The 26913-nt window shown below is 70.0% G+C and carries 30 protein-coding genes; 19 read left to right on the top strand and 11 right to left on the bottom strand.

Features of this window, described 5'->3' with window-relative positions; all coding sequences use genetic code 11:
• Window positions 1-20: 20 nt before the first annotated feature.
• The gene (hydA, locus tag E9232_RS12990) at window positions 21-1484 is read right to left on the bottom strand and encodes a dihydropyrimidinase (protein WP_309794544.1); all 1464 of its coding nucleotides are present in this window, start codon (window positions 1482-1484) and stop codon (window positions 21-23) included.
• 187 nt (window positions 1485-1671) lie between these two features.
• On the bottom strand, window positions 1672-2277 hold the full coding sequence (locus E9232_RS12985) for a S24 family peptidase (RefSeq protein ID WP_309794543.1): 606 nt from the start codon (window positions 2275-2277) through the stop codon (window positions 1672-1674).
• A gap of 19 nt (window positions 2278-2296) precedes the next feature.
• Between E9232_RS12985 and E9232_RS12980 the strand changes: the two genes are divergently transcribed.
• Genes E9232_RS12980 through E9232_RS12970 form a run of 3 tightly spaced genes read left to right on the top strand, consistent with a single transcriptional unit; the run spans window position 2297 to window position 3571 of the window.
• Entirely contained in the window at window positions 2297-2872 is a 576-nt protein-coding gene (locus tag E9232_RS12980) for a hypothetical protein (protein ID WP_309794542.1), read from the top strand.
• 13 nt (window positions 2873-2885) lie between these two features.
• A complete protein-coding gene (locus tag E9232_RS12975; RefSeq protein ID WP_309794541.1) occupies window positions 2886-3089 on the top strand; it encodes a hypothetical protein in 204 nt (67 codons plus the stop codon).
• Window positions 3086-3571: a hypothetical protein gene (locus E9232_RS12970; protein WP_309794540.1), complete on the top strand. Its 486-nt coding sequence runs from the start codon at window positions 3086-3088 to the stop codon at window positions 3569-3571. Before E9232_RS12975 ends, E9232_RS12970 begins: the two co-directional genes overlap by 4 nt.
• Window positions 3572-3626: 55 nt before the next feature.
• Here E9232_RS12970 and E9232_RS12965 read toward each other — a convergent pair whose 3' ends face one another.
• The 7 genes from E9232_RS12965 to E9232_RS12935 all read right to left on the bottom strand — a co-directional run bounded on the left by E9232_RS12965 (window position 3627) and on the right by E9232_RS12935 (window position 8324).
• On the bottom strand, window positions 3627-3941 hold the full coding sequence (locus tag E9232_RS12965; protein WP_309794539.1) for a hypothetical protein: 315 nt from the start codon (window positions 3939-3941) through the stop codon (window positions 3627-3629).
• An 85-nt stretch (window positions 3942-4026) separates the two neighbouring features.
• Window positions 4027-4254, bottom strand: coding sequence for a helix-turn-helix domain-containing protein (locus tag E9232_RS12960; protein WP_309794538.1), 228 nt, complete (start codon window positions 4252-4254; stop codon window positions 4027-4029).
• A 9-nt stretch (window positions 4255-4263) separates the two neighbouring features.
• On the bottom strand, window positions 4264-4815 hold the full coding sequence (locus E9232_RS12955) for a DUF2975 domain-containing protein (RefSeq protein WP_309794536.1): 552 nt from the start codon (window positions 4813-4815) through the stop codon (window positions 4264-4266).
• Window positions 4816-4904: 89 nt separating this feature from the next.
• Entirely contained in the window at window positions 4905-5744 is an 840-nt protein-coding gene (locus E9232_RS12950) for an inositol monophosphatase family protein (RefSeq protein ID WP_309794535.1), read from the bottom strand.
• Window positions 5745-5814: 70 nt separating this feature from the next.
• Window positions 5815-6285, bottom strand: coding sequence for a VOC family protein (locus E9232_RS12945; protein WP_309794534.1), 471 nt, complete (start codon window positions 6283-6285; stop codon window positions 5815-5817).
• Between the two features lie 78 nt (window positions 6286-6363).
• A complete protein-coding gene (locus E9232_RS12940) occupies window positions 6364-7110 on the bottom strand; it encodes an HAD family hydrolase (protein ID WP_309794533.1) in 747 nt (248 codons plus the stop codon).
• Window positions 7107-8324 carry a Bcr/CflA family efflux MFS transporter gene (locus E9232_RS12935; RefSeq protein ID WP_309794531.1) on the bottom strand — a complete coding sequence of 406 codons (1218 nt, stop codon included), beginning with the start codon at window positions 8322-8324 and terminating at the stop codon, window positions 7107-7109. The genes E9232_RS12940 and E9232_RS12935 overlap by 4 nt, the downstream gene beginning before the upstream one ends.
• 392 nt (window positions 8325-8716) lie before the next feature.
• Here E9232_RS12935 and E9232_RS12930 point away from each other — a divergent pair, with 392 nt between their 5' ends.
• Genes E9232_RS12930 through E9232_RS12920 form a run of 3 tightly spaced genes read left to right on the top strand, consistent with a single transcriptional unit; the run spans window position 8717 to window position 10161 of the window.
• The gene (locus E9232_RS12930; protein ID WP_309794530.1) at window positions 8717-9454 is read left to right on the top strand and encodes a class I SAM-dependent methyltransferase; all 738 of its coding nucleotides are present in this window, start codon (window positions 8717-8719) and stop codon (window positions 9452-9454) included.
• Window positions 9455-9514: 60 nt separating this feature from the next.
• Entirely contained in the window at window positions 9515-9763 is a 249-nt protein-coding gene (locus E9232_RS12925; RefSeq protein WP_309794529.1) for a type II toxin-antitoxin system VapB family antitoxin, read from the top strand.
• A complete protein-coding gene (locus E9232_RS12920; protein ID WP_309794528.1) occupies window positions 9760-10161 on the top strand; it encodes a type II toxin-antitoxin system VapC family toxin in 402 nt (133 codons plus the stop codon). Before E9232_RS12925 ends, E9232_RS12920 begins: the two co-directional genes overlap by 4 nt.
• A gap of 51 nt (window positions 10162-10212) precedes the next feature.
• On the opposite strand, the gene E9232_RS12915 is transcribed toward E9232_RS12920, so the two are convergent.
• Window positions 10213-11907, bottom strand: a complete 1695-nt coding sequence (locus E9232_RS12915; RefSeq protein WP_309794527.1) for a DEAD/DEAH box helicase — start codon at window positions 11905-11907, stop codon at window positions 10213-10215.
• 47 nt (window positions 11908-11954) lie between these two features.
• On the opposite strand from E9232_RS12915, the gene E9232_RS12910 reads away from it, so the two are divergent.
• Together E9232_RS12910 and E9232_RS12905 are read left to right on the top strand one after the other, a co-directional pair.
• The gene (locus E9232_RS12910) at window positions 11955-12218 is read left to right on the top strand and encodes a hypothetical protein (RefSeq protein ID WP_309794526.1); all 264 of its coding nucleotides are present in this window, start codon (window positions 11955-11957) and stop codon (window positions 12216-12218) included.
• A complete protein-coding gene (locus tag E9232_RS12905) occupies window positions 12215-13507 on the top strand; it encodes an FAD-dependent oxidoreductase (protein ID WP_309794525.1) in 1293 nt (430 codons plus the stop codon). Before E9232_RS12910 ends, E9232_RS12905 begins: the two co-directional genes overlap by 4 nt.
• A gap of 91 nt (window positions 13508-13598) precedes the next feature.
• Here E9232_RS12905 and E9232_RS12900 read toward each other — a convergent pair whose 3' ends face one another.
• Window positions 13599-14609: a LacI family DNA-binding transcriptional regulator gene (locus E9232_RS12900; RefSeq protein WP_309794524.1), complete on the bottom strand. Its 1011-nt coding sequence runs from the start codon at window positions 14607-14609 to the stop codon at window positions 13599-13601.
• Between the two features lie 168 nt (window positions 14610-14777).
• Here E9232_RS12900 and E9232_RS12895 point away from each other — a divergent pair, with 168 nt between their 5' ends.
• The 11 genes from E9232_RS12895 (at window position 14778) to E9232_RS12845 (ending at window position 26834) form a co-directional block, all read left to right on the top strand.
• Complete coding sequence (locus E9232_RS12895; RefSeq protein WP_309794522.1) at window positions 14778-17153, top strand: CaiB/BaiF CoA transferase family protein; 2376 nt, start codon at window positions 14778-14780, stop codon at window positions 17151-17153.
• 2 nt (window positions 17154-17155) lie between these two features.
• Entirely contained in the window at window positions 17156-17962 is an 807-nt protein-coding gene (locus E9232_RS12890; RefSeq protein ID WP_309794520.1) for a MaoC family dehydratase, read from the top strand.
• 268 nt (window positions 17963-18230) lie between these two features.
• Window positions 18231-19343 carry a mandelate racemase/muconate lactonizing enzyme family protein gene (locus E9232_RS12885; RefSeq protein WP_309794519.1) on the top strand — a complete coding sequence of 371 codons (1113 nt, stop codon included), beginning with the start codon at window positions 18231-18233 and terminating at the stop codon, window positions 19341-19343.
• A gap of 43 nt (window positions 19344-19386) precedes the next feature.
• On the top strand, window positions 19387-20988 hold the full coding sequence (locus tag E9232_RS12880) for an ABC transporter substrate-binding protein (RefSeq protein ID WP_309794516.1): 1602 nt from the start codon (window positions 19387-19389) through the stop codon (window positions 20986-20988).
• A gap of 21 nt (window positions 20989-21009) precedes the next feature.
• A complete protein-coding gene (locus E9232_RS12875; protein ID WP_309794515.1) occupies window positions 21010-21945 on the top strand; it encodes an ABC transporter permease in 936 nt (311 codons plus the stop codon).
• Window positions 21945-22826, top strand: a complete 882-nt coding sequence (locus E9232_RS12870) for an ABC transporter permease (protein ID WP_309794512.1) — start codon at window positions 21945-21947, stop codon at window positions 22824-22826. The genes E9232_RS12875 and E9232_RS12870 overlap by 1 nt, the downstream gene beginning before the upstream one ends.
• Window positions 22823-23836: an ABC transporter ATP-binding protein gene (locus E9232_RS12865; RefSeq protein ID WP_309794511.1), complete on the top strand. Its 1014-nt coding sequence runs from the start codon at window positions 22823-22825 to the stop codon at window positions 23834-23836. Before E9232_RS12870 ends, E9232_RS12865 begins: the two co-directional genes overlap by 4 nt.
• Entirely contained in the window at window positions 23833-24831 is a 999-nt protein-coding gene (locus tag E9232_RS12860; protein WP_309794509.1) for an ABC transporter ATP-binding protein, read from the top strand. The genes E9232_RS12865 and E9232_RS12860 overlap by 4 nt, the downstream gene beginning before the upstream one ends.
• A 20-nt stretch (window positions 24832-24851) precedes the next feature.
• Complete coding sequence (locus E9232_RS12855; protein ID WP_309794508.1) at window positions 24852-25052, top strand: hypothetical protein; 201 nt, start codon at window positions 24852-24854, stop codon at window positions 25050-25052.
• Window positions 25053-25072: 20 nt separating this feature from the next.
• Window positions 25073-25696, top strand: a complete 624-nt coding sequence (locus E9232_RS12850) for a sugar phosphate isomerase/epimerase family protein (RefSeq protein WP_309794506.1) — start codon at window positions 25073-25075, stop codon at window positions 25694-25696.
• A 358-nt stretch (window positions 25697-26054) separates the two neighbouring features.
• The gene (locus E9232_RS12845; RefSeq protein WP_309794504.1) at window positions 26055-26834 is read left to right on the top strand and encodes a class I SAM-dependent methyltransferase; all 780 of its coding nucleotides are present in this window, start codon (window positions 26055-26057) and stop codon (window positions 26832-26834) included.
• Window positions 26835-26913 lie beyond the last annotated feature (79 nt).

The raw sequence follows: 26913 nt of genomic DNA, 5'->3' as shown, positions 1-26913 counted from the left end.
GTTCCTTTCGCCGTGATCGATCATGGCGTCACATGCACGCTGGGGTCGCGCTTGACCGGGGTGGGGCGGGTCAGCTCGTTGCGGATCTTCATCGCCTCGAACACCGGGGCGGTGCCCTGGCGTGGCACGAAGCGGCCCTCGCCGCGCTGCACCTTCAGCTCGTTGCCTTCCCACACCACCTTGCCCTGGCTGATGGTGATGGCGGGCAGGCCGCGCAGCGCCATGCCCTCGAACACGTTGACCTCGATGTTGGAATGCTGGGTCGCGGCGCTGACCGTCTTGGTCGCGGCCGGGTCCCAGATCACGATATCGGCATCGGCGCCGGGCGCGATCACGCCCTTCTGCGGGTAGATGTTGAAGGCCTTGGCGGCGTTGGCCGAGGTGACGGCGACGAACTCGTTCGGCGTCAGCCGGCCGGTGTTGACGCCGTTGGTCCACAGCACCGCCATGCGGTCCTCGATGCCGCCGGTGCCATTCGGGATCAGGGTGAAGTCATCGATCCCCATCCGCTTCTGCGCGGTGTTGAAGGCGCAATGGTCGGTGGCGACCACCTGCAGGCTGCCGGCGGTCAGCCCGTCCCACAGCGACTTCTGGTGGTCCTTCGACCGGAAGGGCGGGCTCATCACCCGCGCGGCGGCATAGGCCCAGTCCTTGTTGCGGTATTCGCCCTCGTCCAGGGTCAGGTGCTGGATCAGCGATTCGCCATAGACCCGCTGGCCGTTGGCGCGGGCCCGGGCGATCGCCTCATGCGCCTCGCGGCACGAGGTGTGGACGATGTAGAGCGGCACCCCGGCGGCGCCGGCGATCATGATGGCGCGGTTGGCGGCCTCGCCCTCGACCTCGGGCGGGCGTGACAGGGCGTGGCCCTCCGGCCCGGTGATGCCGGCCTCCAGCAGTGCCTTCTGCAGCAGCCAGACGATGTCGCCGTTCTCGGCATGGACCATCGGCAGGGCGCCAAGCTCGCGGCAGCGGCTGAAGCTGTGCATCAGCACGTCGTCATCGACCATCAGGGCGTTCTTGTACGCCATGAAGTGCTTGAAGCTGTTGACGCCGTGGTCGGCGACCAGCGTGCCCATCTCCTCCCGCACCTGGTCGGACCACCAGGTGATAGCGACGTGCAGCGACCAGTCGGCGCAGGCCTTCTCGCCCCATTCGCGCCATTGGCGATAGCCGTCCAGCAGGCTCTGCTGCGGCCCGGGGATGCAGAAGTCGATGATCATGGTGGTGCCGCCGGCCAGCGCCGCGGCGGTGCCGGTGTAGTAGTCGTCCGACGCCACCGTGCCCATGAACGGGAACTGCATGTGGGTGTGGGGGTCGATGCCGCCCGGCAGCAGGAAGCTGCCCGAGGCGTCGATCACCCGGGCGCCGGTCGGGGCCGCCAGGTCGGGGCCCACCGCGACGATCCTGCCGTCGTCGCAGATCACGTCGGCGCGGAAGCTGCGGTCGGCATTCACCACCGTACCGCCCTTGAGTGCGATCGTCATGGCCGGCGTTCTCCTTCTTGTCGCGTGCCTGTCCCTGTCGCCGAAGATTGGGACGGATCGGGCAATGAGGCAAGACCGATCCTGACCGTTTGGTCAGGGTGGCCGGCGAGGTCGCGAGAGGAGATGACGTTACATTACGTAACTATTCTATCGTATACGATGCGAATCGTATCACAGACGGGCAGTCTCAGTCCCGCATGACCCATTTCACCGGCACGGCCCATTCCACCACGACGTCGGAGATCAGCGGCGCGTTGTAGCTGAACAGGGTGAAGAAGCCGGGGCCGTTGCCGCGCATCAGGATCTTGACGAAGGTCCGGCCGTCGGCCAGCCGGATGACGCATTCCCGGCCGATCAGCTGGTCCGGTTCGGCGCGGACGTTGCGGTAGTAGATGACGTCGCGGTCGCGGAAGGCCGGGACCATCGAATCGCCGCGCACGATCACCGCGACCGTGTGCTCGTCGGCCGCCGGCGGGGCGTCGGCCTCGTCGATCTGCTCGGAGGAAAGGTCGCCGTCGAACAGGTGGACCTCCGCCCCGGCGCCGACATAGCCGACCACCGGCACGGTCGAGCGGATGCCCGCGGGCGCGCCCTGGCCGGTCAGCAGCCAGGCCTCGGACACGCCGAAGGCGGCGGCGTAGCGGGCGGCGGCGTCGCGGCGCAGGCCACGCAGGCCGGATTCATGCGCGCGATAGGTGATCGGGCTCCAGCCGAAGGCGCGCGCCGCATCCGCCGCGGTTTCGTGTCCGGCCTTGGTCCGCGCCAGCACCAGGCGTTCATGGGGTTCGAGCATGCCGGGGATTTAGCACGTTTTGTATCGCACGGACAATTCGTTTCGTATTGCGTTAAGAGATTACGAAACGTATCGTCAGCCCATGGATACGCCCATCACCGATTTCGACGCTCTCTTCGACCGCTGGGAACGGCCGGCCCGCCTGGCCGCCGATCTCGGCATCTCGCCCCAACACCTCCGGATGATCCGGGTCCGCCGGTCCATCCCGGTGCGGTTCTGGCCCCGGCTGATCGCCAGCGCCAAACGGCGCGGGATCGCGGGGCTCAGCTACGACCTGCTGGTCCGGCTGCACGTCCCCGACGAATTCGCCGGTCCGCCATCCATCAACCTTTCATCCCAAGGAGACTCCATGACCCACCATCCCACCATCGACCAGATCGAGAGCATGCCGACCGCGGAGATCGCGGCGCTGCCGGCGGAGGCGCTGGCGGCGCTGGTCGAGGACCTGATCGTCCTCGCCGAACGCTGCCGAGCGATCCGGGGGGCCGTCTTTGCCGCCCTGGCCCTGCGCCATGGCGACCCGGCCGAAATGCCGCTCGCCGCCGACGCCGCGCCCGGTCTCGCCGTGGTGCGGCCGCACCCCAAAGCCGCCTGATCGGGAGGGGATGATGAGGGACCTTCGCAGCAGCCTGGCGCGCCACATGCCGCGCTCGCCGGCCGAGGCCGAACAACTGCACCGGATGCGGGCCGCGGTCTGGCACGGCCAGGGCATCGCCGTGCTCCGTCCGGACGATGTAAGCGACGACTGGATCCGCCAGGCGATCGTGAACGAGGCGGACCGCCTCTACGGCAAGCGGAAGGAGGAGGCATGAGGGCGGCGAAGCGGCATGCCGTTCGCCGGGCCCCCGAGGATCAAGGGTCGCCGGAGCGGGCACGCCAGGCCCAGGGTCTGGTGCTGGAACCACTGACGGGCCCGCGACAGGGCGCGGCCGCGGCCTGCCGCGCCCGGGCGCGGATCGAATGCCGGCTCGACCAGCTTCGCAGCCAGGGGCTGGTGACGCGGCAGCAGGCGGAGGCGGGGCTGCGGTTCCGCCGGCACCACCTGGCGGCCGGCCGCCAGCCGAAGGTGACGATGAGCTACGGTCCGCGCGGCGACCGGATCTGGCAGGACCAGGCCGAGCCGGGCCCGGACGAGATCGCGGTCGATGAGGCGCTGGGGCTGCTGGCGCCCGATGGGCGCCGGGCGGTGCTGCAGGTCTGCTGCCTTGACGGCGAGCCTCCGGCCGAGATCGTGGTGCTCCACCGCGCGCTCGACCGGCTCGCCAAGCATTGGGGCGTGCCGGCCGATGCGTGAGGGTCGAGTCCGGGAAGGCACTGCCGATCGCCAGCAGCGCCTTCCACGCGTCCGATCAGGCGCCGCAGCGGGTCTTGTGCGGCTGGTCGACGGCGGTGACCTCCGACTTGAACTGGCGCACATTCGACGAGGTCATGCCCAGCATGCCCTGGCAGACCTCGTAGATGCCGCCCAGCGACTTCATCTGCTCGATCAGCTGGGTTTCGGTGCGGCAGATGTCGGCGGCCCGCGCCCCAGTGGCCTGCTGGTTGGAAAGCTGCTGCTGCAGCACCGCGATGTCGGCTTTCTTCGCGTCGACATCCTGCGGACAATCGGCCAGGGCCGGGCCAGCCATCAGGGCGACGACGGCCACGATCAGGAAACGGGTCATGAGATCCTCCAAACGCTTGCACTCCCGCAGGGAACGAGGCGGTGCGGCGGCTGGTTCCACCCGGGCGCCATCGGGCCACGGCCGGTCAGGCGTCCGGCGGCTCCCCATCACCGGGCTCGTTCTCGAGCAGGTCGCCCGGCTGGCAGTCGAGGATGTCGCAGATCTTGGCCAGCGTCTCGAAGCGGATGCCGCGGACCTTGCCGGTGCGCAGCAGCGACAGGTTCGATTCGGTGATCCCGACCCGGGCGGCGAGGTCCTTCGACCGCATCTTGCGGCGGGCCAGCATGACGTCGAGGGTCACCCGGATCGGCATGCCGGGTCCTCAGATGATGGCGGCGTTGTCTTCGGCGATGGCCTCCGCCTCCCGCATCACCTGGGCGATGCCGAGGATCACGAAGCCGAGGACGACCAGCCAGAGCTGGTCGGTGCCCAGCGACACCGCGACGTCGTCGGTCGCACCGGCGGCGTACAGCACGGCCGACAGCAGGGTCGAGCCGATCGGCTGGACACAGGCCGAGGCCAGGATGCCGAAGGCGATGCGCCGCAGGGCGACCGTCGCCGCCGGGGTGAACAGCGACCCCCGCGCGTAGTCGCGGAACAGCCGCCGCGCCGCCCAGATCGCGAACAGCCGGGGCCCCGACCCCAGCAGCAGGATCGCGAAGGCGGCCAGCGTCCAGCCGAAGGGCAGGGGGCTGCGCGTGGCCTCCAGATCCGCCACCCAGGGATGGCCCATCACGGCCGTGGGAAAGGCGAAGGTATAGACCGCGATCGCCGTCGGCAGCAGGATGAGGATTCCGGTCAGCAGCCAGGCGATGCGGGCGCTGTAGCGGCGCAGCCTGGCGGTGCGGGCAGCCTCGGTGGGTGCGAAGGTCATCATGGCTCCCGGCGCATCGCTCAGCGATACCAGTTTCTGTAAGACAGAAACTAATTGCCGTAAAGGAGAGACTCGCTGCCCCAAGGCGATCAGGCCGACGCTGTCGACTCCAAGAGCGTTTCGGCCACCGTCGCCCAAACCGCCGGGCTGCGGGCCACCAGCAGGCCGGGGAGATCCCCGCGGGGACGATAGGGCGCGCCGTCGAGTCGGGCGGTGCGGCCGCCGGCCTCCTCCAGGAACAGGGCGCCGGGCGCGTGGTCCCAGGGCAGGCCGCGCCAGAACAGGACGAAATCCTGCTCGCCGGTCGCGATGTCAGGATAGTCGCGGCCGGAACAGCGCCAGCCCGGCAGGATCGCGGCAAGCCGCCCGGACCGCGCCTCGATCTGCGCCTTGAGCGGCGGCGGCAGGAAGCGGGTCAGCACTGCGCCGCGCAGGGTGCCGGCCTCGGCCGGATCCTGCGGCGTCCGGATGCGTGCGCCGTCCAGGAAGGCGCCGCCGCCACGGACCGCCACCGCCAGCCGGTCGGCGACGGGATCGAGCATCCAGGCGGCGACTGTCTCCCGGCCTTCGACCAACGCGACCATCACCGCGAAGGGCTCGTTGCCGGCGGCGAAATTGGCAGTGCCGTCCAGCGGGTCGACCAGCCAGGTCGGGGCGTCGCCGGCATGGAAGGCGGGCAGCAGGCCCGGGTCGGCGGCGGCCGCCTCCTCGCCCAGCACCAGCACACCCGGCCGCAGTGCGCTGAGGCCGTGGGTCAGGATCGCCTCGGCCTCGCGGTCGGCGATGGTGACGATCTCGCCGGGCGACTTCTCCTCCGCCTCGCCTTCGGCCAGGGCGCGGAAGCGCGGCAGGATCGCCTCCCGGGCGGCGTGGCGCAGCAATTCCGCCACCCGGTCGATCAGGGCGGCGTCGATCGGAAGGACGGGCATGGGCGGGCCTTTCGCAACGGGTCCAGGCCCTATGCCGGACCCGCCCGGCCTGGGCAAGCCCGAACTCGGGCTATGCCGGGCCGGCCAGTGCTGCCGCGCGCCGCCGCATCTCGTCCGGCGGCACGTCCTCGACATGGGTGGCGATGGTCCAGACATGGCCGAAGGGGTCGATGACGGTGCCGGACCGGTCGCCGTAGAACTGGTCGGCGACCGGGCGCGACAGCGTGGCGCCGGCGGCGACGGCGCGCTCGACCACGGCATCGACATCCCCGACATAAAGCATCAGCGACACCGGCGTGCCGCCGACGGCCTCGGGGCCGGAATAGCCCATCTCCGGCATCTCGTCGGCCAGCATCAGCAGGCTGCCGCCGATCAGCAGCTCGGCATGGCCGATCGCGCCGCCCGGCGCGTCCATCCGCATGCGCTCGGCGGCGCCGAAGGCGACCTGGTAGAACTCGATCGCCGCGGCGGCATTGCGGATGATGAGATAGGGGGTGAGGGTCGGATACCCCTCGGGAACCGGCTTCACCTTGGCGGCCATCGGTCTCCTCCCTGGTTCTGTATCGGCGCTGGTCGGTCGCACCGCTCAAGGCATCATACAGGAGGAGGGGCCTCGGTGTTATGCCTCGCCGCCGATCGGCCCGGGCATCAGCTCGGCCAACGCCCGGATGATGCGGTCCGGCCGGATGACGGATCCCGGCGGCAGCCCTTCGCCGGCCACGTCGTGCCAGATCGCATGGATGCCCAGGCGCTGCGGCGCGGCCACCTCCCACTCCAGATTGTCGCCGACCATCCAGGTCTCGTCTGGGGTCGTCCCCAGCACCTGCAGGGCGTGGCGATAGGCCCGCTCGTCGGGCTTGCCGAAGCCGTGCTCGCCCTCGATCTGGATATGGTCGAACCGGTGGCCCAGGTCGAAGCGCGCGATCTTGGCGCGCTGGCCCTCGGCCGAGCCGTTGGTGACCAGGGCCAGGCGCACGCCGCGCGCCTTCAGCGCGTCCACCAGCGCATGGGCGTCCGGGAACAGGTGCATCTGTTCGTCGCGATAGGCGGTGAAGCGGTCGGCGAGCCGGTGGACGACATCGGCCGGCGGCACCGGGCGGCCCAAGGCGGCGAGGCCGTCGAAGGCGCCGGCCACGATCACGCGCCGGGCCTCGCCGATCCGCTGGCGCCAGATCCGGTGGCGCTCGGCATCGGCCCAGAAGTCGCGGGCATAGGCGCCGACCGCGGCGGCGATCTCGGCGGCGGCCAGCGGGGCCAGCACCTCCGCGAATTCGGCGGTGACGGTCAGCCATGCCACCTCCGGCCGGCCATAGGCGGAGATCAGCGTGTCGTCGAGGTCGAACAGGATGGCGCGTGGCAACATCATGACGGGTCCGCCGGTCCAGGGATTGCAGGGTTCGGCTTGAGCCGGTTCAGCCGGATGGCCGCGGCCGCCGCCAGCAGGCCGATGAAGGAGGACAGCAGCATCAGCCCGAGCAGGAGCATAGGCGATGGCGTGCCGGACAGCGCAAGCCCCGTCAGCGTCGTCGTCAGCGCGCCGCCCAGGACGGTCAGCGCACCGGTGATGCCGGCCGCGCTTCCGGCCAGCCGCGGGCGCACCGACATCGCCCCGGCGTTGCTGTTCGGCGTCGTCATGCCGTTGCCCAGCCCGACGAAGATGGTGCATCCGAAATACAGGGCCGGCGTCAGATAGCCCATGGCGATGATCGCGAGGCCGACGAGCAGGCCCAAGCAGGCCAGCATCCGCCCCATCAGCATGACCGTTGCCGGCGGATGCCGGCCGACCAGACGGCTTCCCAGCCAGGCGCCGGCCATGAAGCCGGCGGTGATGCTGCCGACGATCGCCCCCAGCTTTGCCGTGCCGATCCCGAAGACGCGGGTGGCGACCAGGGGCGCCCCGGCCAGGAAGATGTAGAAGGCGCCGGTCGAGAAGGCCGTGCACAGCGCGTAACACCAGAACACCGGCTCCCGCAGCAGCGCGGTCAGGCGGGTGCCGTCCTGTCCTGCGTCAGCCGGCGGCCGCATGGTTTCGCCCACATCCGACCAGGCCAGGCACAACAGCCCCGCTCCGGCTGTGGCATAGAGCAGGAAGACCATGCGCCATCCGAAGGCCGCGTCCAGGACGCTGCCCAACATCGGCCCCAGCATCGGGGCCAGCGCCATCGCCATGCCGATGCGGCCCAGCAGCCGCGCGGCCTCAGCCTCCTCGGCGGTGTCGCGGACGATCGCGAGCGACAGGACGGAGCCTGAAACCACGGCCGCCTGCAGCATCCGGAACCCCAGCAGCATCCACACGGTCTGGGCCATCGCGCAGCCAAGCGATGCCAGGGTGAAGATCCCCAGCGCCGCCAGCAGCACCGGACGCCGGCCGATGCGGTCGGCAAGCGGGCCGACGCTGAGCTGGACCACGGCCGAAACGGTGAGGTACCCGCCGAGGGCAAGGCTGACCAGGGCGTAATCGGCCTCCAGATCCCGCGCGATATTGGCCAGCGACGGTACGATCATGTTCAGCGTCACCGTCGAGGTGGCGGTCATCAGGATCAGTGTCGCCAGGGCCGGCGGGGCGCTTGCCTTGCGCATCGGTTTCTAAGCCCCCAGAAAACAAAAAAGCCCCCGAACGGCGGTTCGGGGGCGCATGGCGAACGGAGATGGCTTCCGTTACCGGACCATGCACCTTTCGCCTACGACTGCGTAATTTGATCGAAGCATCCGCTGTCTCCTGCGCAACAAACCTATTATCCGACGGCCTTGTTGCGCAAGAGGTGTTCGGGCGTCCGCATGGCCGCCATCGGTCACGGTCCCGACCTTGGCGACCGGGAACCGGCAGCCGTCACCGACGGCCATGCCCCTGAGGTAAACGATTTGTTCATTGCGGCAACGGCCAGAGGGGGCTTTACTTGGTGCCGGCGCGTCATGCCCGAATGAAACTCCACAACTTCACTCGGAAACTCGGTTTCGCAGGGCGGCGCGGAATGATCCAAGACACGCACTACACCGATCCGCGGCTGGCGGCGCTGTACGACGCGCTGAATCCCCCGGGCGCGGACACCGATTTCTATCTCGGTCTGGCCGATGGCGCGCCGAAGCGGGTGCTCGATCTCGGCTGTGGCACCGGGCAGCTCGCCGCCGCCTTGGCCGGGCAGGGGCATGCGGTCACCGGCGTGGACCCGGCGGCGGCCATGCTGGAGATCGGGCGCCGCCAGCCCGACGGCGGGCGGGTGGACTGGGTCGAGGGCGATGCCCGCTGCGTCGCGCTCGACCAAAGGTTCGACCTCGTCATCATGACCGGCCATGCCTTCCAGGTCTTCCTGGCCGACACGGATGTCCGGGCGGTCCTGGCCAATGCCCGGCGCCATCTGGCGCCCGATGGCCGCTTCGCCTTCGAGACGCGGAACCCGGCGGCCCGGGCCTGGGAGGGCTGGACGCCCGAGGCCACACGCCGCCATGTCACCCTCGCCGGCATCGGCGCGGTCGAGATCCACATCAGGGTGACATCCGTGGCCGGCGACGTTGTCGGCTTCGAGACGCATCACCGCTTCATGGCGGACGGCGCGCTGCGGATCAGCCGCAGCCGGCTGCGCTTCCTGGACCAGGCGGCGCTGGCCGGTCGCCTGGCGGAAGCCGGGTTCGGCCAGGTGCGCTGGGCAGGCGACTGGGACGGGTCGCCCATCACGCCGCACAGCCGCGAGATCATCGCGGTGGCGGGATAGGATGCCATCTTCGCTGGAGTATGGTAGAAAATCGAACGGCATTCTACCATCTGGATCGTCATGCATCTGAACATCAAGAATGACGAGGCCCATCGGCTGGCGTCCGAACTGGCGCGGCTGACAGGCGAGAACCTGACCTCGGCGGTCACGACGGCGTTGCGGGAGACGCTGGAACGGGAACGCCGGCGACGCGGCGGCGTGGCCGACCGGCTGATGGAGATCGGCCGGCGCTACGCGGCGCTGCCGGATCGCGACACTCGAAGCGCGGATGAGATCATCGGCTATGACGAGAACGGACTGCCGAGGTGATCGTCATCGATACTTCGGCGATCGTCGCGATCTTCCGCCAGGAGGATGACGCGGCATGGCATGCGCAGCGGATCGGGGAGGACGATCAGCCGGTGATGTCGGCGGCCAATCTGCTCGAGGTCTCGATGGTGCTGCGGGGATTGAAGCAGCTCTCCGCCGATGAGGCCGAACGCTGGCTGGACAGCTTCATCCAGACGGCCGCGATCCGGATCGAACCCGTGACGCTGGAACAGGTCGACATCGCCCGATCGGCGCATGGCCACTTCGGCAAGGGCACCGGGCATCCCGCCGGGCTCAACTACGGCGATTGCTTTGCCTATGCGCTGGCAAAGCGGCTGGCCGCGCCCCTGCTGTTCAAGGGAGATGATTTCCGGCGGACCGACATCGTCCCGGTTTGACCCGGAAGGACATCGGTCTTTTCGGAGCCGGGGCGTCAGCCCGGCCGCGGCTCAGCCGACGGCGGGTTTCGCCCGGGGAGGGCCGGCGCGCTTCGGGGCGGGGCGGCCGCCGGCGCGCTCTTCCTCGATGCGGATGTGCCGGTCCTGCGTGTCCGGCCGCCGGATCGAGGAGGAGAAGCGGCCGGCGGCGTGGCGGGCGATCTCGACCCGGCACTGCCGTTCGGCGATCTCGATGCGGCCGATCTCGGCCTTGGTGATGTGGCCGCGGCGGCACAGGAAGGGCACCAGCCAGCGCGGATCGGCATTGTTGGCGCGGCCGACATTCATGCGGAACCACACCGAACCGTCGCCGCCACCGCCGGCCTCCGACGGGCCGTCATTCGCCGGGCGGGGTTGCCGGCGCTCGGTCGACCGGGCCGGCGCCTGGGAGCGTTCGGGCTGCGGGGTCAGTTCTTCGGGCGAGGGCAGGAGGCTGCGATGCAGGCGCACCAGGGCGACGGCGACATCCTCGGCGCTGCGGTCCGCCAGCAGCGCGCGGGCGCCGACCAGATCATCCTCGGTCGCCGGCTCGGTCAGCAGGGTCTCGGACGCCAGCCGGGCCTGGTCGCGGTTGCGGATCTCCTCGGCCGAGGGCGGCGGCGTCCAGGTCGCCTCGATCCGCGCGGTGTTCAGCAGCCGTTCGGCCTGGTAGCGGCGGTTGTAGGGCACCAGCACGACGCTGACGCCCTTGCGCCCGGCCCGGCCGGTGCGGCCGCTGCGGTGCTGCAGCACCTGCGCGTCATGCGGCAGCTCGGCATGGACGACGAGGCCGAGGTCGGGCAGGTCGAGGCCGCGGGCGGCGACGTCGGTGGCGACGCAGACCCGGGCCCGGCCGTCGCGCAGCGACTGCAGCGCCCGGTTGCGCTCGAGCTGGCTCAGCTCGCCGGACAGCGCCACCACGGCGAAGCCACGCTCGAGCAGGTTGCCCTGCAGGCGGCGGACCGCCTCGCGGGTGGCGCAGAACACGATGGCGCCGTTCGCCTCGAAGAAGCGCAGGATGTTGACGATGGCGCGCTCCGCCTCATGCGGTGCGACCGGCATGGCGCGGTATTCGATGTCGCGATGCGGCTCGTCGCGCGACGACATGGCGATCCGCAGCGCGTCCTTCTGGTAGCGCCGGGCGAGGCCGGTGATCTCCTTCGGCAGCGTGGCCGAGAACAGCAGGGTCCGGCGCTCGGTCGGCGCGGCGTCGAGGATGGCCTCGAGGTCCTCGCGGAAGCCGAGGTCGAGCATCTCGTCGGCCTCGTCCAGCACCACGGCGCGGATGGCGGAAAGGTCGAGCTGGCCACGCTCGATGTGGTCGCGCAGGCGGCCGGGGGTGCCGACGACGATGTGGCAGCCGGCGGACAGCAGGCGCTGCTCACGCCGCGCGTCCATGCCGCCGACGCAGGCCAGCACGCGGGCGCCGGCGGCCTGGTACAGCCATTCCAGCTCACGCTGGACCTGCAGCGCCAGCTCGCGGGTCGGCGCGATCACCAGCGCGAGGGGCGCCCGTCCGGGGCCCATGCGCTCGGCATCACCCAGCAGGGTGGAGCCGAGGGCTAGGCCATAGGCCACGGTCTTGCCGGAGCCGGTCTGGGCGGAGACCAGCAGGTCGCGCTCGGCGCTGTCGGGCTGCAGCACGGCGGCCTGGACCGGGGTCGGTTCGGCGTAGCCGCGCTCGGACAGGGCGCGGAGAAGACTGGCGGGGGCAGGGGAAAATGGCATGTCGCGCGTGACCCTTAAAGTTCGAGCCGTGCTGACACTGCTCCTGATTGAGGGAAATCCAGACTCTCTTTCCATCGCGGTCGGGCGGCCATCGCTTCGGCGCGGGCCAGCCTGACGCCCGAGATCACTGGATCGTCGCGCGCATCGATACGCGACAAGGCCTTTCGGCACAAGCGCCCGGCGTCGTTCCGGGTGCGACCTTCTCGACATTTTCGACCGATCAACCCACCGGCATGGAGGATGACATGGCGGATTCGATCCGTTGGTTCAACGGCAGCGGCCGGTTCGGCCCGTCCCGGGTGCGGCCATGACCCGGCTCTTCGACGCCGTCATCTACGGCGCCACCATGGCCGGCATCGTCGCCGCCAAACGGCTCGCCAAGGCCGGCTATTCCAGCGTGATCCTGGAATGGACCAGCCATGTCGGCGGCATGGTCACCGGCGGGCCCGGCCTGACCGACAGGACCCTCGCGGCGGTGTGGAAATGGGGGCTGACCCACGACTTCTTCAAGCTGATCGGCGCCCAGTACGGCCTGGCCGGCCCGCAATGGAATTTCGCCGCGTCGGAGGCCGGGATTGCGCTGACCGGGTTCCTGCACGCCGACCCGCACATCACCATCCTGACCGGGCAGCGGCTGCTGCGCCTGGCCAAGGACCCCGCCACGCTGGAGATCACCGAGGTCACGACGGCGACCGGCAGCTTCGCCGGCAAGGTCTTCCTCGACTGCTCCTACGAGGGCGACCTGGCCGCCATGTCCGGTGTGACCATGATCTCTGGCCGCGAAGGCGACGCCGGGGCCCAGGCCTGCGGTTTCCGGCCGATGCTGTCGAAGGCGGCCCACCGGCAGCCCTGGCCGAAACCGCCGGGCTATCGCCGCGAGGATTTCCTGCCCTATCTGCCGGCCCTGCCGCGCCGCCCCATCGCCCCGGCGGAGTACCGCACCCACCTCGTCGGGGCCGACCGGGACCGCTACGCCACCACCGGCGGCGACGTCGTCGGGCAGTCCCGGGACTATTCCTGGCAGGACTACGGTGGCCGCGATCGCATCAAGGCCCGGATCTTCTACCAGGCGGCCGGGCGGCTGTACTTCCAGGCCAACGACCCCGCCGTGCCGCCGGGCGACCGGATCTTCGCGCGCTCGCTCGGCCTTTGCGCCGACGAGTTCCAGGACGACTGGTACGGCGTGCTGGGCTGGCCGCCGGCGCTGCATGTCCGTGATGCCCGCCGCATCGTCGGCCGTTACGTGATGACCACCGGCGACATGGCCCCGGCCGTGACGGCTCAGACCGAGCCGGACCCGATTGCGCTGGGCGGCTCCCATGGCGACGGCAAGGGCGGCTTCGGCAGGATCTATCAGGTCCCGCTGCGCTCGGTGCTGCCGCATGAGCGCGAAGTGACCAACCTGATCGTGCCGGTGGCGGCCTCGGTCTCGCGCGCCGGCTTCATGTCGTACCGGATGGAGCCGACCTGGATGCTGATGGCGCAGAGCTGCGGCGTGCTGGCCGCGATCGCGATCGCCAGCGACCGGCCGGCCGGGCTGGTGCCCTATGCCGAGCTGCGCCCGCGGCTCGACGCCGACGGCGCCATTCTCAGCTCGTGACAGGAGGGATGGTGTTCACCGGATCGGGAGATCCCGGCGCCGCCGCATGACGGTGCCGGTCCGCCGCGCGGTTCGGCCCTATCGTCCCGTCTCAGCGGCCCGCGGTGGTGTTGCGGACGACCAACTCGCCCGGCAGCAGATGGATGCTGGTCTCGGCCGGTTCCGCCTTGCCGGTCACCAGCTGGACCGTCCGCTCGACCATCGCGTCGAGTGGCTGGCGGAAGGTGGTCAGCGAATAGCGCGGCCAGCTGGCCATGGCGATGTCGTCGAAGCCGGCGACCGCGACGTCGCCGGGCACGGACAGGCCGGCCTCGTCGCGCAACGCGTCGAGGCCGCCGACCGCCAGGATGTCGTTGGCGAAGAAGATCGCCTCGGTGTGGCCGGCACGGCCGACTTCGAGCGCCGAGCGGTAGCCGGCCTCGTAGCTGTACTCGCCGCCGGCGACGGAGGCGGAGAGGGTCATGCCCAGCTCCGCCAGCCGCTCGATGAAGGCGTGCTGGCGCTCCAGATTGGCGCTGGCATGCGGCACGCCGGCGACGAAGGCGACCCGGCGGCGGCCGAGCGCGTGGAAGTGGTCTGCGATGGCCCGGGCGCCCTCGGCGTTGTTGCAGCAGACGCTGCTCAGTCCCGAATCCGGAACCGTGCGGTTGATCATGATCGTCGTGCGGCCCTCGGTCGCCCAGCTCAGCGCCGCGCCGGAGAGGGGGGCGGCCGATACGATGACGACGGCGTCGACATTGTACTGCCGCAGGGCCGCCAGCTGCTGCTTGATGTCGGCGCCATGGGTCAGGTTGAACAGCAGGCTCTGCTGCCCGACCTGCTGCAGGCCGCGCGACAGCTTCTCGATCAGCACCGGGTAGAACGGGTTCTGCATCGCCGAGACGACGATGCCGACGATGTTGCTGCGCCGCTTCGACAGGGTGCTGGCGATGGCATTGGGGCTGTAGCCCATGCTGTCCGCCATCGACAGGATGCGCCGGCGCATCTCGCTCGAGATCGAGGCGCCGGGCGTATAGGCGCGCGAGACCGCGGACTGGCTGACGCCGATCAGCCGGGCCAGCTGGCGCGCGGTGATCGGTTTGCGCAGATCACTGGAGCTCACGGTCGCTTCCCTTCGCAGTCGCCCGCTTCTGCCATAGCACGGGCGGGAGCGGAAGCCTGCCCCGGCCGCTGCCGGTCCCGGCTCCGGCACTATGACGGGGTGTTGCATACGGATGCAACACTCGATATCGTCCTGGTCAAAGGGAAAGCCAGGGGAGACGGCGTCGCCATGTCTGCACTGACCGGGCTGAACGTCGTCGACCTGTCCGACACCGTCGGCGGGCAGTACTGCGCCAGGCTGCTGGCCGATTTCGGCGCCGAGGTCGTGCTGGTCGAGCCGCCGGAGGGCTCGGCCCTCCGCCGCCTGCCGCCCTTCAACGAGGCGGGCGAACGCGGATCCCTGCTGTTCTTCCATCTCAACACCGGCAAGCGTTCGGTCAGCCTCGATCCGGGCAGCACCGCGGGGCGCGAGGCGCTGGACAGGCTGCTGCGCGGTGCCGATGTCGCGATCCTGCCGCCGGGATCCGAGCCGCGGGACGTGCTGGGCCCCAACCCGCGCTGTGTCGCCGCGGTGATCAGTCCCTTCGGCGCCGACGGGCCGCTCGCCGCCTGGAAAGGGCCGGAGATCGTGCTCCAGGCCCTGTCGGGCATGATGCACAACAACGGCGCCCATGGGCGTGAGCCGCTCTATGGCTGCGGCCGCCGGGCGTCTTTCGCCGCCGGCATCGCTGCCTATGTCGGCATCGCCGCGGCTCTGTTCGCACGCGAACGCACTGGGCTGGGGCAGGCCGTCACGGTGGATGAAGCCGAGACCGCCGCGGCGATGTGCTTCCCCTATGTGCTGCAGCATCTCTACAACGGCACGGTGAAGGGCCGGGGCGACCCGAACATCCCGGCCGGCCAGGTGCGCTGCCGCGACGGCTGGGTCTGCATCTGGATCTACAACCATCGCTGGAGCGCGGTCTGCCGGGCGCTCGGCCTTGAGCACATCGAGCGGGACGAGCGCTTCAGCGCCCCGGTCCCGCGCCGCGCCCATTGGGCGGCGCTGTTCGCGATCATCCAGGACAGGGTCGCGGATCTCAGCGCCGAAGACCTGGTCGCCACGCTGCAGCGGGAAGAGGTGATCGCCGCCAAGGCCTATCGCCCGACCGAGCTGCACGGCAGCACCCATCTCGCCGCGCGAGGCTATTGGGAGACGGCGGAGGGGCGGCCGATCCTCGGGCCGCCTTGGCGACTGAGCCGCACGCCGCGCCGGGTGCGCTCCGGCACGCCGCGTCTCGGCGCCGACAACGGCAAGATGCCGGTGACGACGGCCCCGCGGCCGGGGACAGGCTCCGTCCCCCCCGGAACCGGCCCCCTGGCGGGTTTGCGCGTGCTCGAGCTGACCACAGCCTGGGCCGGGCCGATGGCGGGCCGGGTCCTGGGCTTCCTCGGGGCCGAGCCGATCCACGTCGAATCCCCGACCCGGGTCAATTCCTGGCGCCTCAACAAGGAGGTGCCGAACCCGGTCAACTTTCCGGACGGCGTCCCTGGCGACCGGCCCTATGACCGCGCCTTCCACTTCAACTCGCAGAACGTCAACAAGCTGTCCTGCATCCTCGACCTGAAGACGGGGGAGGGGCGCGACATCGTCCGGCGCCTGGCGGCGGTCAGCGACGTGGTGATCTGCAATTTCCGCGCCGGCACGCTGGCCAAGCTGGGCCTCGACCACGACAGCCTGCGCCGGATCAAGCCGGACATCATCGTGGCCGAGCTGCCGGCCTTCGGTGCCGAAGGCCCGATGGCGCGTTACGCCGCGCTGGGCCCGACTATGGAGATGTCGACCGGCATGTCCAGCATGATCGGCTATCCCGGCGGCCAGCCGGAGACCACCGGCCCGTCCTATCTCGATCCGATCGGCGGGTTCAACGCCGCCGCCGCCATCCTGACCGCGCTGCTGCACCGGCAGCGGACCGGCGAGGGCCAGTATATCGAGGTCCCGCAGGTCGAGGCCGCGATGCAGCTGATCGGGCCGGAGCTGCTGGCGGCGATCGAGTCCGGCCGGGATCCCGCGCCGAACGGCAACCGGTCGCCCCATGCCGCGCCGCATGACGCCTTCCCGGCGCTCGGCGACGACCAGTGGGTGGTGATCGCGGCCGAGACCGAGGCGGAGTGGCAGGCCTTGTGCGGCGTGATGGGTCAAGCCGGCCTCGCCGCCGATCCGCGCTTCGCTTCCCTTGCGGCGCGGCAGCGGAACATCGAGGCGCTGACCGCGATCATCGCTGACTGGACCCGGGGCCGGGACAAGCATGCGGTCGCGGCCCGGCTGCAGGCGGCCGGCATTCCCGCCGCGCCGGTGCAGACCCCGCACGACCTGGCGCGCAGCGACTACCTGGCGCATCGCGGCTTCTTCACGATGCTGGAGCATCCCGATGCCGGCCGCCATCCGCATCCCGGCCTGCCGATCCATCTCGACGCCACGCCGGGCAGCCAGCGCCGGGCGGCGCCGCGCTTCGGCGCCGACAACCGCCGCGTGCTGCGCGACATCCTCGGTTTGACGCCGGAGGAGATCGCGGCGGTCGAGGCCAGCGGCGCGATGGCGACCGAACCCCGGCCGGGAGCCTGATCATGGCCAAATTCCCTCGGACGCTGCGCATCCCGATCCGCCTCGACGACGATCCCGGCTATCGCGGGTCGGTGCATGACGATGCGGTGGCGCGCGGCATGGGCTTCCGCGCGGCGCTGATCCCCGGAGCCTTCGTCTATGGCCATGTCAGTCGCCTTGCGGTCGACGCCTGGGGCGCCGACTGGGTCCGGCGGGGCAGCATGGGGGCACGGTTCCGCCGGCCGGTGCATGACGGCGACGTGCTGACCGCCGAGGTCTCGGGCCTGGTGGACGCCGGCTCCGGACAGCGCGCGGAGGTGACCCTGCGCAACCAGGAGGGCGAGGAGGTTGCGACCGGCTGGGTGGCGATGCCGCGGCAGGATCCCGTGCCGCCGCGGATCGAGGACTGTCCGGTCCTGCCATTGCCGGAGCCGCCGCATGCCGTGGAGCCGGGCGGCATGATGGTCGGGACGCGCCTCGGCTCGCGCAATGCGGTCCTGACCGAGGAGGAGTTCCACCGGTCGCTCGCCGCCTTCGACGAGCGTCATCCGCTCTATCGCGACGGCGGGCTGGTTCATTCCGGCTGCCTGATCCGGCGGACCATGGCCGACGCCAACCGCAGCTTCCGCCTCCCGGCCCCGGTCGTGTTCGTGTCCGGCGAGGCCCAGCATTTCGCGCCGGTGTCCCCCGGCCAGCGCCTCGCCACCTCCGGCACCGTGACCGCGGTCTACGAGCGCAACGGCCGGCACTACTTCGAGACCGAGGAGATCCTGGTGGTCGACGGCGCCCGGGTGGCGGCCCGATTCCGCCGGACCTCGATCTATGCGTAGCAGGCTGGCGCAGCGATATTGCATACGGATGCAAAAAGAGTAAGGTAGGGCAAATGTTCGGCAGGATGCAGCGGCCCCGAATGCCGCCACCAGCCGGTTCCAGGGAGGCTCGCGTGACGATCGAACCCTTCGCGACACGCCATGTCCGTCCGCCATCGCCCGACCGGCGATGCCGAGGGGACGACATCCGCATCCCCTAAGCCTGCCCACCCTCCAGCCGTGCCCGCCCATGCGGGCCGGAGAACCAACACGACGCGGGAGCGAAACCGTGGCCCCAAGCGCCAGCATCAGATCGGTCGAAGCCTTCCAGGTCAGCTGGCAGCCCGGCGACCCGCCCGGCCGGCGCAGCGCCCTGGTGCGGATCACCACGGAGGACGGCGTCGTCGGCTGGGGCGAGGCCTCGCCGATGCAGGGCGGGCTGCACTCGATCGGCATCGTCGAGCGCGACCTGGCGCCGGGGCTGATCGGCGCCGATGCCTTCGACACCGCGGTGCTGTACGACCGGCAGCTCCACCGCAACATCAAGCTGGGGCCGGAAGGGGCGCTGACCGGCGCGCTGGCCGCGGTCGACATCGCGCTGTGGGACATCAAGGGCAAGACGCTCGGTCTGCCGGTGCACAAGCTGCTGGGCGGCGCCTGGCGCAGCGACGTGCCGTTCTACGCCTCGATCGGCGGCAACGCCGCGCGCACGGTGGACGAGACGGTGCGGGTGGTCGAGGCGCGCTGGCGGCGCGAGACGCCGGCGGCGATCAAGATCCGCCGGGATGGCGATCGCTCGACGCTCGACCTCGACATCCCCGGCGACATCGCCAAGGCCAGGGCCGTGCGCCAGCTGGTCGGCGACGGCTATCCGCTCGCCTTCGACGCCAACAACGGCTACTCGGTCGGCGGCGCCATGCGGGTCGGCCGCGCGCTCGAGGAGCTCGGCTACGTCTGGTTCGAGGAGCCGGTGCAGCACTACGACGTGCGCGGCATGGGCGAGGTGGCGCAGCGGCTCGACATCACCGTGTCGGCGGCGGAGCAGACCTACACGCTGCAGGCGCTGGTCGACATGATCCATGCCGGGGTGCGCATGGTGCAGCCCGACATCGTCAAGATGGGCGGCATCACCGGGCTGATGCAATGCGCCGCGATCTGCCACGCCCATGGGGTCGAGCTGGTGCCGCACCAGACCCAGCCGATCATCGGCCATGTCGCCAACCTGCATGTGCTGGCGGCGCTGATGCACCTGACCAAGCCGGCGGAATACGCCGACGCGGCCGGCCGGATGGATGTCGGCTTCAAGAATCCGCCCCGGCCGGCGGATGGCCGCTTCCTGGTGCCACAGGGGCCGGGGCTCGGGCTCGAGGTCGACGAGATGGAAATCAACAAGCGGCGCTGAAAGCGGTACGCGCGGGCGCCGACAAGCGACAGGGGAGACGGCCATGGGATTCAGCAGGCGAAACGTGCTTCAGCTCGGCGTCGCGACCGCGGCGTTGGCGGGCTTCGGCGGCGCCCGGGCACAGGACGCATCCCAGAACGCGGATGTGATCCGCATGGGCATCGCCGCGAAGGGGCCGCGCTACAGCGACCCGAACCTGACGACCCAGGGCTCGGACAACTGGGCGACCGAGCAGATCTACGAACAGCTGGTCCGCCCGGAGGACGGCACCTTCGCGATCAAGCCGGAGGAGTACCTGCCGACGCTCGCGACCAGCTGGACGTCATCGCCGGACGCCAAGACCTGGACCTTCCAGCTGCGCCAGGGCGTGCAGTTCCACAAGGGCTTCGGCGAGATGACCTCGGAGGACGTGGTCTACTCGTTCAAGCGCGCCATAACCGCGGGCACCAACACGACGGTGCTGGGCAACATCGCCGACGTCGTCGCCAACGGGCCCTATCAGGTGACCATCACCCTGAAGAGCCCGGACGCGCTGTTCCTGGGCACCTCGGTGTTCAACAACAACACCTCGATCGTCAGCAAGAAGGCGGCCGAGCAGATGGGCGAGGCCTTCGGCACCGACGCCGTCGGCACCGGCCCCTATGAGCTGACGAAGTTCGACACCCAGGTCGGCACGGTGATGAAGCGCCATGACGGCTACTGGGGCCAGAAGGCCAAGATCAGCACCGTCGAATGCGTCTACATCGCCGACACCTCGGCGCGGACGCTGGCGCTCCTGTCCGGCAACATCGACATCATGGAGGCGGTGCGCGCCCCGGGCTGGGTCGCCTCGGTGCAGCAGCGCGACCCGACGCTGAAGATCGACATGACGGTGCCGGGGTCGTTCAACACCCTGCACATCAACCTGACGCGTAAGCCCTTCGACGACCTGAAGGTGCGGCAGGCGCTGATGCATGCGATCGACCGGCCGGCCGTGGCCCAGGCGCTGGCGCCGATGGGCGGCACCATGGTGGGGCTGCAGCCCGACTTCTTCCCGGCCGGCTTCAAGACCGAGGACCTGCCGGAAGAGCTGCGCTACCCCTACGACCCGGACAAGGCGAAGGCGCTCCTGGCCGAGGCGGGCCACCCGGACGGGATCAGCTTCTCCTCCCTGTGCAGCCAGCGCGAGGACTATGCCTCGACCATGCTGATCGTGCAGGAGCAGATCCGCCTGGCCGGCTTCAACATGGACCTCAAGATCGGGGACCACACCGCCTATCACGCCGACAATCGCTCGGACAAGAACACCCTGGCGATGCATTCGGCGAGTTATCCGCCGATCCCGACGCAGCTCTACTTCCAGCAGCTGTCGGCGCAGTCCGAGGTCAAGTCGGACGGAAAGGGCGGCGGCAACTACAGCCATTACGGCGTGGTGATGCCGGGCATCGACGACCTGCTGGCCCAGGCCCTGCAGGCGACCGACTTCGCGACCTATGACAGCCTCTGCCGCAAGATCGAGCTGCAGGTGCTGCGCGACCTGCCGCTGATCGGCCTGTCCACCCTGTCCTTCACCACCGCGCGGCGCGGCAATGTCGATCTCGGCTACCCGGTGAAGAGCGGCTATGCGCGCTGGCGCTTCCACCGGGCGACCAAGACCATCGTCTGACCCCGCAGGGAAGGGCCCGCCATGGTGCGGTATCTGATGTGGCGACTGCTGGATGCGGTTCCGACCATCCTGCTGGTGCTGACGCTGGTGTTCGTCTGCATGCGCATCCTGCCCGGCGACCCGGCGCTGGCGGCGCTGGGGGACAACGCGCTGCCGGACCAGCTTGCGGCCTTCCGCGAGAAAATGGGGCTGAACGTCCCGCTCTGGCAGCAATACCTGAACTTCCTCGGCGGCGTCCTGACCCTGGATTTCGGGCGGTCGCTGATGAACAACACCTCGGTCCTGCAACTGCTGGCCTACAACCTGCCCTACACGATCGAGCTGACGGTCGCCGCGATGGTGATGGGCATCGTCGCCGGCATCCCGCTGGGCGTGCTGGCGGCGACCCACCGCAACCGCCCGGCCGATGCCGGGGTCCGGGTGTTCTCGCTGATCGGCTACGCCATCCCGGACTTCTATCTGGGCGCGCTGCTGCTGATCACCTTCTCGCTCAATCTCGGCTGGTTCCCGATCAATGGCGGCGGCGACGGCTTCGTTGACCGCCTGCACCACATCGTGCTGCCGGCGCTGACCCTGGCCTTCGTCAAGGCCGCCTTCCTCGGCCGGCTGACCCGCACCTCGCTGCTCGAGGTGTTCGGCAAGGACTATGTGCGGACGGCGCGGGCCAAGGGCGCCAGCGAGCGCCGGGTCATCTACCGGCACGGGCTGCGCAATGCGCTGCTGCCGCTCTCCACCGGCTTGGGCCTCAGCCTGCTGGCGACGCTCTCCGGCTCGGTGGCGATCGAGCTGGTGTTCAACCGCCCGGGCATCGGCAGGCTGCTGATCGGCGCGATCACCGAGCGCGACTACGCCGTCATCCAGGGCGGCGTGATCGTCTTCGCCCTGTTCGTGGTGCTGGTGAACCTGCTGATGGACTTCGTCTACATCATCGTCGATCCGCGGATCCGGGTGACCTGATGGCCGCGATCCTCGACACAGTCGAACCGATCGCCCCGGCGCCGAACCGGTCCGCGATCCTGCTGCGCATCATGCTGGGCCGCCCGGCCACCATCTTCGCCGCCCTGACCATCGCGGTCTTCGTCGCGGTGGCGGTGATGGCGCCCTGGATCGCACCGTACAACCCGCTAGCGCAGAGCATCCTCAAGATCAACCAGACCCCGTCCTGGGCGCATTGGCTGGGCACCGACCAGTTCGGCCGCGACGTGCTGTCCCGGATGATCTACGGCTCGCGCAACTCGCTGATCTTCGGCCTGCTCTCGCCGGCCCTGGCGGCGATGGTCGGCACCACGCTCGGCGTCGTCGCCGGCTATTTCGGCGGCGTGGTCGACCGCGTCATCTCCCGCCTCGTCGACCTGCTGCTGGCGTTCCCGGAGCTGCTGCTGGCGATCATCATCGCGGCGGCGCTGGGCGGCGGCTTCTGGAACGTCGTCGCCGTGCTGACGGTCGCCTTCGTGCCCGGCTTCGCCCGCGTCGCCCGGGCCCAGACCCTGTCGGTGAAGCAGGAGCCCTATATCGAGGCCGCGATCGCGGTCGGGGTCAGCACGCCGGTCATCATCTTCCGCCACATCCTGCCGAACATCTCCGCGCCGATCGTCGTGCTGGTGACGCTGTGGGTCGCCTCGGCCATCCGGCTCGAAGCCTCGCTCAGCTTCCTCGGGCTCGGGACACAGCCGCCGAACCCGAGCTGGGGCAACATCATTCGCGACGGGCTCAACAACCTGTTCGGATCGCCCTGGCCGATCATCGGCGCCGGCTTCGCCATCACCTGCGTCGTCCTCGCCTTCAACCTGTTCGGCGATGCGATGCGCGACGCCCTGGACCCGGAGACCGCCGCGTGACCGCGCCCCTGCTCAAGGTCGAGAACCTGGTCGTCGAATTCGGCCCGAAGGCCGCGCCGCTGCGGGTGGTCGATGGCGTCGGCTTCGAGATCCAGGCCGGCGGGTCGCTCGGCATCGTCGGCGAATCCGGCTCCGGCAAGTCGATGACCTCGCTGTCGATCCTGCGCCTGGTCCCGGAGCCGCCGGGCCGGATCGCGCAGGGCCGCATCCTGTTCGAGGGCACCGACCTCCTGGCCCTGCCGCGGGCGCGGATGCCGGAGATCCGCGGCCGCGACATCGCCATGATCTTCCAGGAGCCGATGAGCTCGCTGAACCCGGTCATGACCATCGGCGACCAGATCGGCGAGGCCATTCTGCTGCATGAGCCTGTCAGCCGGGAGGAGCGCCGCCGCAAGGTCGTGGAGATGCTGCGGCTGGTCGGCATGCCCGATCCCGAGCGCCGGCTCGGCGCCTATCCGCACCAGTTCTCCGGCGGCATGCGCCAGCGGGTGATGATCGCCATGGCCATCGCCTGCAATCCGAAGCTGCTGATCGCGGACGAGCCGACCACCGCGCTTGATGTGACCATCCAGGCCCAGGTGCTGGACCTGATGAAGAAGATCAGGGCGACGCTGAACACGGCGGTGCTGCTGATCTCGCACGATCTCGGCGTCATCGCCGACATTTGCGAGCGGGTGATCGTGATGTATGCCGGCCGGGTGGTGGAGGATGCCGACGTCCGGTCGATCTTCCGGCGGCCGTCGCACCCCTACACCCAGGCGTTGCTGCAGTCGATCCCGCGGCTCAACGACGACCGCCGGCGGCTGTACCAGATCGCCGGGTCGGTGCCCCAGGCCGGCGGCGTCGGCGCCGGCTGCCCGTTCCAGCCGCGCTGCCCGCTGCGGATCGACCGCTGCGCCATCGAACGGCCGCCGATGTTCGATTTCGGCCCGCAGCACCGCGCCGCCTGCTGGGTCACGGCCCAGGCGCTCCCGGCCGAGCCGGCGCCCAGCGCGAGGGCCATGCGATGAACGGCGGGGCGACCCTGGTCCGGGCCGAGGGGCTGACCAAGACCTTCCAGGACGGCGGCGGCCTGTCCTTCGGGCGGCCGCGACCGGCGGTGCGCGCGGTCGACGACGTCTCGCTGGAGATCCGCCGCGGCGAGACGCTGGCGCTGGTCGGCGAATCCGGTTGCGGCAAGTCCACGCTCGGCCGGCTGCTGCTGCGGCTGATCGAGCCCAGCGCCGGCCATGTCTTCGTCGACGGCACCGACCTGACCGGCCTGTCGCACGGGCAGATGCGGGCGATGCGCCGGCAGGTCCAGATGATCTTCCAGGACCCGTACGGTTCGCTGAGTCCGCGGCGCAGCATCGCCGAGATCATCGCCGAGCCGCTCGAGGTGTTCGGCCTGGTGAAGTCGCGACGGGAGCGGCGCGACAAGGTGGCGGACCTGCTGCGCCAGGTCGGGCTGCCGCCCTCCACCATGGACCGCTATCCGCGCCAGTTCTCCGGCGGCCAGCGCCAGCGCATCGGCATCGCCCGGGCGATCTCGCTCGACCCCGCCTTCATCGTGGCGGACGAGCCGGTCTCGGCCCTCGACGTCTCGATCCAGGCCCAGATCGTCAACCTGCTGCAGGATCTGCAGGAGCAGAAGAACCTGTCCTACCTGTTCATCGCCCATGACCTGGCGGTGGTGCGCCACATCGCCGACCGGGTCGCGGTGATGTATCTCGGGCGGATCGTCGAGACGGGGCCGAAGGCGGCGGTCTACGGCGCACCGCACCATCCCTACACCCAGGCGCTGCTCTCCGCCGCGCCGGAGCCGGATCCCGACCGGCCGCAAAAGCGCATCATCCTGCAGGGCGACGTGCCGAGCCCCTCCGCCGTCCCCTCCGGCTGCAGCTTCCGCACCCGCTGCCCGTTGGCGCAGGAAGTCTGCGCCCGCGAACGGCCGGCGCTGGTGCCGATCGGCAACGGGCATCTCGCGGCCTGCCATTTCGCCGAGGCCAACCCGATCCCGATCTGACGCGCCGACGGCGAGCCGCGGTGATCGGCGGCACCAGCCTGGCCGGCGGCGTCGGCCGCATCACCGGCATCGTGATCGGCACGGTGATCCTTGGGGTGATGACCAGCGGCTTCACCTTCCTCGGCATCGACGCCTGCTACCAGGACATCGTGAAGGGCGGCATCATCGTCGCCGCGGTCGCTGCGGACCAGTACCGCCAGCGCCGCCGGCGGAAAGCGTGATCAATCGAGAGGGGCAGGGGATGCAGCGGCTTCTGGTGCTTCAATCGCTCTGGGCGATGGAGCGGCGCCACACCGACGGCTTCGAGCGCACGCTCGAAACCAATGTCGAGATGATCGCGGGGGCCGGTTTCGACGGCATCAGCGCGCCGTGGACCGACCGCGAGGCGGTCCGCCGGATGGTCGATTGCCTGCGCGGCCCGGGCATGGTCGCGGAGGGCGTGTGCTTCCCGAAGACCGTCGACGAGCTGAAGCCGGTGCTCGAGATCGCGGCGGAGTTCGGGGTTCACCACCTCAACCTGCAGCCGGACGTACGGCCGCGCCGGATCGAGGACTGCGTGCCCCTGATCGAAGGTTGGCGCCGCCTGGCCGAGGAGGTGGATTTCCCGGTCCTGATCGAGACCCACCGCGACCGGATGACGACGGACCTGTACTTCACCCTGGACCTGCTCGACCGGTTCCCGGACCTGCCGCTGCTCGCCGACCTGTCGCATTTCCTGGTGGGGCGCGAGTTCGCCTGGCCGGTGTCGGACGAAAATCACACGCTGATCCGCCGGATCCTCGACAACGCCTGGGCCTTCCACGGGCGCGTCGCCTCGCGCGAGCAGGTCCAGATCGAGATCTCGTTCCCGCATCACCGGATGTAGGTCGACCTGTTCCTCGACTGGTGGGGACACGGCTTCCGCAGCTGGCGCCGGCGTGCCGCCGCGGACGCGTCGCTGTCCTTTACCTGCGAGCTGGGCCCGAAGCCCTATGCGATCACCGGACCGGACGGCAACGACACCGCCGACCGCTGGGCCGAATCCCTGATCCTCGCGGGGTTGGTGCGTGACCTCTGGGCCGGGACGGCCCCGGAGTAGGAGACATCCGGACGTCAAGACGCGGCCTGAACGGCGGCGGCGGCGGTCGAAGCGATCGGTGAGGGGCGTCCGGCGAAGATATGGTATCAGACGCTCCGAGCGCCGAACCCCGTGCCAATCGTTCGTTGACCCGAATAGGTGTGCGATGGTGTTGAACTGCGCCGACTTCTACGACGCTGAACTGCGGCGGCACAACGAGGTCTTCCGGGCGGCCCTCCAGGTCGGGCCGCGTGATCGCGTGCTCGATATCGGATGCGGTGCGGGACTGACCACGCGCGAGGTTGCCCGCATCGCGGTGCAAGGCAGCGTGCTGGGCGTGGATGTGTCGGCGGAGATGCTCGAGGTCGCCCGCCAGCGCAGCGCGCAAGAGGGGTTGTGGAACGTCGCTTTCGAGGAGGGCGACGCACAGCTGCAGGCGTTTCCCCCTGCCAGCTTCGACCTGTGCATCAGCCGGTTTGGGACGATGTTCTTTGCCGATCCGGCCGCGGCTTTCGCCAATATCGGCCGGGCGATGCGGCCGGGGGCGCGCCTGGCGTGGATGGTGTGGCAGAGCCGGGGCCGCAACGAATGGGCGACCGTGATCCGGCAGGCGCTCGCCCCGGAGACTGTCGCAGCAGCGGATGCCGCCCCGGCGTTTTCGCTGGGTGACCCGGCCATCGCCACGGACCTCTTGAACGCATCCGGCTTTGTCTCGGTCGACTTTGCCGAGGTCCACGAACCGGTCTTCTATGGTTCGGACGTCGATGCGGCCTACGAGTCCGTGATCGGCCTGCAATTCGCCAGGGATGCGCTGGCCGGAACGGATGCAGAGGCCGATGCGGCGCGGCAGCGGCTGCGCGGTCTGCTCGAAACGCACCTGACCGCGGACGGTGTGCTGTTCGATTCGCGCGCGTGGATCATCACCGCATATCGGGCGAAGGGTTAGCCGACAGGCCCTCTGTGCCGCCTGCGCTCCCGTCGGCTTTGGGGTGCCTTGGGCGATGGCCGGTTGTGGCGCGGCTCAT

Origin of the sequence: Inquilinus ginsengisoli, from assembly GCF_031453975.1 — a bacterium.
GTDB classification, from domain to species: Bacteria; Pseudomonadota; Alphaproteobacteria; order DSM-16000; family Inquilinaceae; genus Inquilinus; species Inquilinus ginsengisoli_A.
This window is presented reverse-complemented; position numbering and strand designations above follow the sequence as displayed.

Bases quoted from the DNA above. Each gene is read 5' to 3' on its own strand.
- E9232_RS12925 (WP_309794529.1), top strand. From the start codon at position 9,515: ATGCATCTGAACATCAAGAATGACGAGGCCCATCGGCTGGCGTCCGAA.
- E9232_RS12970 (WP_309794540.1), top strand. From the start codon at position 3,086: ATGAGGGCGGCGAAGCGGCATGCCGTTCGCCGGGCCCCCGAGGATCAA.
- E9232_RS12845 (WP_309794504.1), top strand. From the start codon at position 26,055: ATGGTGTTGAACTGCGCCGACTTCTACGACGCTGAACTGCGGCGGCAC.
- E9232_RS12950 (WP_309794535.1), bottom strand. From the start codon at position 5,744: ATGCCCGTCCTTCCGATCGACGCCGCCCTGATCGACCGGGTGGCGGAA.
- E9232_RS12955 (WP_309794536.1), bottom strand. From the start codon at position 4,815: ATGACCTTCGCACCCACCGAGGCTGCCCGCACCGCCAGGCTGCGCCGC.
- E9232_RS12850 (WP_309794506.1), top strand. From the start codon at position 25,073: ATGCAGCGGCTTCTGGTGCTTCAATCGCTCTGGGCGATGGAGCGGCGC.
- E9232_RS12870 (WP_309794512.1), top strand. From the start codon at position 21,945: ATGGCCGCGATCCTCGACACAGTCGAACCGATCGCCCCGGCGCCGAAC.
- hydA (WP_309794544.1), bottom strand. From the start codon at position 1,484: ATGACGATCGCACTCAAGGGCGGTACGGTGGTGAATGCCGACCGCAGC.
- E9232_RS12880 (WP_309794516.1), top strand. From the start codon at position 19,387: ATGGGATTCAGCAGGCGAAACGTGCTTCAGCTCGGCGTCGCGACCGCG.
- E9232_RS12890 (WP_309794520.1), top strand. From the start codon at position 17,156: ATGGCCAAATTCCCTCGGACGCTGCGCATCCCGATCCGCCTCGACGAC.
- E9232_RS12935 (WP_309794531.1), bottom strand. From the start codon at position 8,324: ATGCGCAAGGCAAGCGCCCCGCCGGCCCTGGCGACACTGATCCTGATG.
- E9232_RS12960 (WP_309794538.1), bottom strand. From the start codon at position 4,254: ATGCCGATCCGGGTGACCCTCGACGTCATGCTGGCCCGCCGCAAGATG.
- E9232_RS12905 (WP_309794525.1), top strand. From the start codon at position 12,215: ATGACCCGGCTCTTCGACGCCGTCATCTACGGCGCCACCATGGCCGGC.
- E9232_RS12915 (WP_309794527.1), bottom strand. From the start codon at position 11,907: ATGCCATTTTCCCCTGCCCCCGCCAGTCTTCTCCGCGCCCTGTCCGAG.
- E9232_RS12895 (WP_309794522.1), top strand. From the start codon at position 14,778: ATGTCTGCACTGACCGGGCTGAACGTCGTCGACCTGTCCGACACCGTC.
- E9232_RS12975 (WP_309794541.1), top strand. From the start codon at position 2,886: ATGAGGGACCTTCGCAGCAGCCTGGCGCGCCACATGCCGCGCTCGCCG.
- E9232_RS12875 (WP_309794515.1), top strand. From the start codon at position 21,010: ATGGTGCGGTATCTGATGTGGCGACTGCTGGATGCGGTTCCGACCATC.
- E9232_RS12985 (WP_309794543.1), bottom strand. From the start codon at position 2,277: ATGCTCGAACCCCATGAACGCCTGGTGCTGGCGCGGACCAAGGCCGGA.
- E9232_RS12860 (WP_309794509.1), top strand. From the start codon at position 23,833: ATGAACGGCGGGGCGACCCTGGTCCGGGCCGAGGGGCTGACCAAGACC.
- E9232_RS12965 (WP_309794539.1), bottom strand. From the start codon at position 3,941: ATGACCCGTTTCCTGATCGTGGCCGTCGTCGCCCTGATGGCTGGCCCG.
- E9232_RS12930 (WP_309794530.1), top strand. From the start codon at position 8,717: ATGATCCAAGACACGCACTACACCGATCCGCGGCTGGCGGCGCTGTAC.
- E9232_RS12945 (WP_309794534.1), bottom strand. From the start codon at position 6,285: ATGGCCGCCAAGGTGAAGCCGGTTCCCGAGGGGTATCCGACCCTCACC.
- E9232_RS12940 (WP_309794533.1), bottom strand. From the start codon at position 7,110: ATGATGTTGCCACGCGCCATCCTGTTCGACCTCGACGACACGCTGATC.